Source organism: Acidovorax sp. KPB24-07 (genome assembly GCF_057543315.1).
The window spans coordinates 1-2,727 of the sequence record NZ_BAAJYS010000429.1 but is presented as its reverse complement, the minus strand read 5'-3'; the positions used below and the strand labels follow the sequence as shown (position 1 = coordinate 2,727).

The 2,727-nt window shown below is 70.4% G+C and carries 2 protein-coding genes; one reads left to right on the top strand and one right to left on the bottom strand.

The features are described from left to right. The coding region (locus AC27IQ_RS22095) for an SbmA/BacA-like family transporter (RefSeq protein ID WP_487090807.1) at positions 1-1,111 on the bottom strand (1,111 nt) is incomplete at its 3' end. Between the two features lie 196 nt (positions 1,112-1,307). Between AC27IQ_RS22095 and AC27IQ_RS22090 the strand changes: the two genes are divergently transcribed. Next, positions 1,308-2,609 carry a UDP-N-acetylglucosamine 1-carboxyvinyltransferase gene (locus tag AC27IQ_RS22090; RefSeq protein WP_487090806.1) on the top strand — a complete coding sequence of 434 codons (1,302 nt, stop codon included), beginning with the start codon at positions 1,308-1,310 and terminating at the stop codon, positions 2,607-2,609. Positions 2,610-2,727: the final 118 nt, after the last annotated feature.

Genomic DNA, 2,727 nt, shown 5'->3' with positions numbered 1-2,727 from the left:
CCTCCTCGCGCCGGGCCGGCGCACCCAGCAGGGCCTGGGCCAGCGTGTCCAGCCGGCCGATGCCGGCCACGAAGCGGCTCAGGCTCTCGAAGTTGTCCACGATCAGCGAGACGGCGGCCAGCACCGCCGCGAACGCGCCGGCCGCCTGGATGGCGCGGCCCACCTCCATGTCGCCGGAGAGCACCGCATCGGCCAGGATGATGGCGGGAATCACCACCGTGAGCTGGCTGAACGCGCGCTGGAACAGGTTGAGCGAGCGCTGGCGCTTGATGAGCCGCGCGTAGTTGGTGAACACCGCCTGGAAGCTGTGGTCCAGCTGCGCGCGCTCCTGCGACTCGCCGCGGTAGAACGCGATCGACTCGGCGTTCTCGCGCAGCCGCATCAGCCCGAAGCGGAAGTCCGCCTCGCGCCGCAGCTGCCAGAAGTTCAGGCGGATCAGCGGCGCGCCGAACACGTACAGCGCCACCACCGTGCCCAGCAGGGCGTACACCGCCAGAAAGGCCACGAGCACCTTGGAGATCGACCACAGCACGGTGCTGAAGGCCACCAGCTGCATGCCCGCGCCGACGAAGATCAGCAGGAAGTGCGTGGAGCGGCCCGTGAAGGTGTTGATGTCCTCGCTGATGCGCTGGTCGGGGTTGTCGATGCCGCCCTGCGTGTTCAGCTCGTAGTAGCGCCGGCCGCCCAGGTAGCCGTCCAGGAAGCGGTGCGTGAGCCAGCGCCGCCAGTGGTTGGAGAACGCATCGCGCATGTAGTAGTAGAAGGCGTACACCGGCACGGCGAAGCCCAGCACCAGCAGGCAGGTGCGCACCGCGTCCCAGAAGCGGTCGCGGTCCTTGGCGGCCAGGGCCGAGGTCATCTCGCCGGTGCGGTCGATCAGCATCACGGCCAGCTGCGTCTCGCACAGCATCAGCAGCACCAGCAGGCCGAGCAGGGACCATGCCGCGACCTTCTTGTCGCCGAGCCAGTACGGCTTGGCCACGCTCATGAACTGGCGCCAGGCGGCGGCGGAAAAAGTGGGGGCGCGCCGGGAAGCGGCCAGGGGGGCGGCGGGGGCGGGTGCCGCGGTGGCTGCCGCGGGGTGCGCAGCGGCAGAAGCAGAGGAAGACATGCAGGCGGTAGGAAAGGAAAGGCGGGAGCGCTGCGGCGAAGATAGGCTGCGCGCAGGCGGGGGGCTGTCGGACGCGGCCCACGGCCGGCTACGGAAACGCACGCGACCCGGGGGAGCGCGGCCGCTCGGGCGCCACAGGGGGGAGGGGGTTACAGTGCCGGCTGTTTTCTTTTCGGGTTTCCCCCGCATCCCGCCCATGTCCAATCTCATCGTGCACGGAGGCACGCCGCTGCGTGGCCACATCACGCCCTCCGCCAACAAGAACGCCGTGCTGCCCGTGCTGTGCGCCACGCTGCTGACCCAGGCGCCGCTCACCTTGCACGGCGTGCCCGACATCACCGACGTGCGCAAGATCCTGGACATCTTCCGCACCCTGGGCAGCGACGTGCGCATGGACCACGCCAGCGGCACGCTGGAACTGCACCACAAGGACACCGCGTTCGACGCCGCCGCCCACCGCCTGCCCGAGGAGATGCGATCGTCCATCATGCTGGTGCCGCCGCTGCTGGCGCGCTTCGGCGTGGCGCGGCTCGAAGACAACGTGAAGGGCTGCACGCTCGGCGTGCGCGAGATCGATCCGCACGTGGAGGTGTTCCGCAGCTTCGGCGGCGCGGTGGAGCGCGCGCAGGGCTCGCTGCTCGTGCGCTGCGCCGGGCCGCTGCACGCCACCCACCACTGGCTCGACTACGCCTCGGTCACCACGACCGAGAACTTCGTGCTGTGCGCGGCCTCGGCCAGCGGCGTGTCCACGCTCAACAACGCCGCGTCGGAGCCGCACGTGCAGGAGTTCTGCCGCTTCATGTCCATGCTGGGCGTGCGCATCGACGGCATCGGCACCTCGCGCCTCACGGTGCACGGCGGCGCGGCGCTGGGCGGTGGCGAGTTCCGCTTCGACGAGGACTTCCACGAGATCACCACCTTCCTGGCCCTCGGGGCCATCACGGGCGGCGACGTGGTGGTGCGCAACAGCGCGCCGGAGAACTTCCCGCTGATCGACCGCACCTTCGCCAAGTTCGGCGTGCGCATCGAGCATGCGGACGGCTGGTCGCGCGCGCACCGCGAGGGGCCGCTCACCGTGCAGACGCCCTTCACCAGCAACGTGCTGACCAAGGTGGAGGCCGCGCCCTGGCCCTACTTTCCCGTGGATCTGCTGCCCATCTTCATCGCGCTGGGCGTGCGGGCGCAGGGCAACGCGATGTTCTGGAACAAGGTGTACGACGGGGCGCTGGGCTGGACGGGCGAGCTGTCGAAGTTCGGCGCGCATGTGTTCTCGTCCGACCCGCACCGCATCGTGACCTTCGGCGGCAATGCGCTCACGCCCGCCGTGGTGGAGAGCCCCTACATCATCCGCGTGGCCATCGCCCTGTTCATGGTGGCGGCCAGCATCGACGGGCGCTCGGAGATCCGCAACGCCACGCCCATCCGGCGCGCGCACCCGCGCTTCGTGGAGAACCTGCGCAGCCTGGGCGTGCAGGTGGAGTGGACGAGCGAGGAGTGACCGCGCTCAGGCGCCCTCTGCGCCTGGGTGGGGGCGGTCAGGGCGCCAGCAGGTCGTAGGCGGCGCGCACGCGCTGCAGGTCGCGGCCCAGGCGCCGGCTGGGCGGCAGGTGGCGCAG

Bases quoted from the DNA above. Each gene is read 5' to 3' on its own strand.
- AC27IQ_RS22090 (WP_487090806.1), top strand. From the start codon at position 1,308: ATGTCCAATCTCATCGTGCACGGAGGCACGCCGCTGCGTGGCCACATC.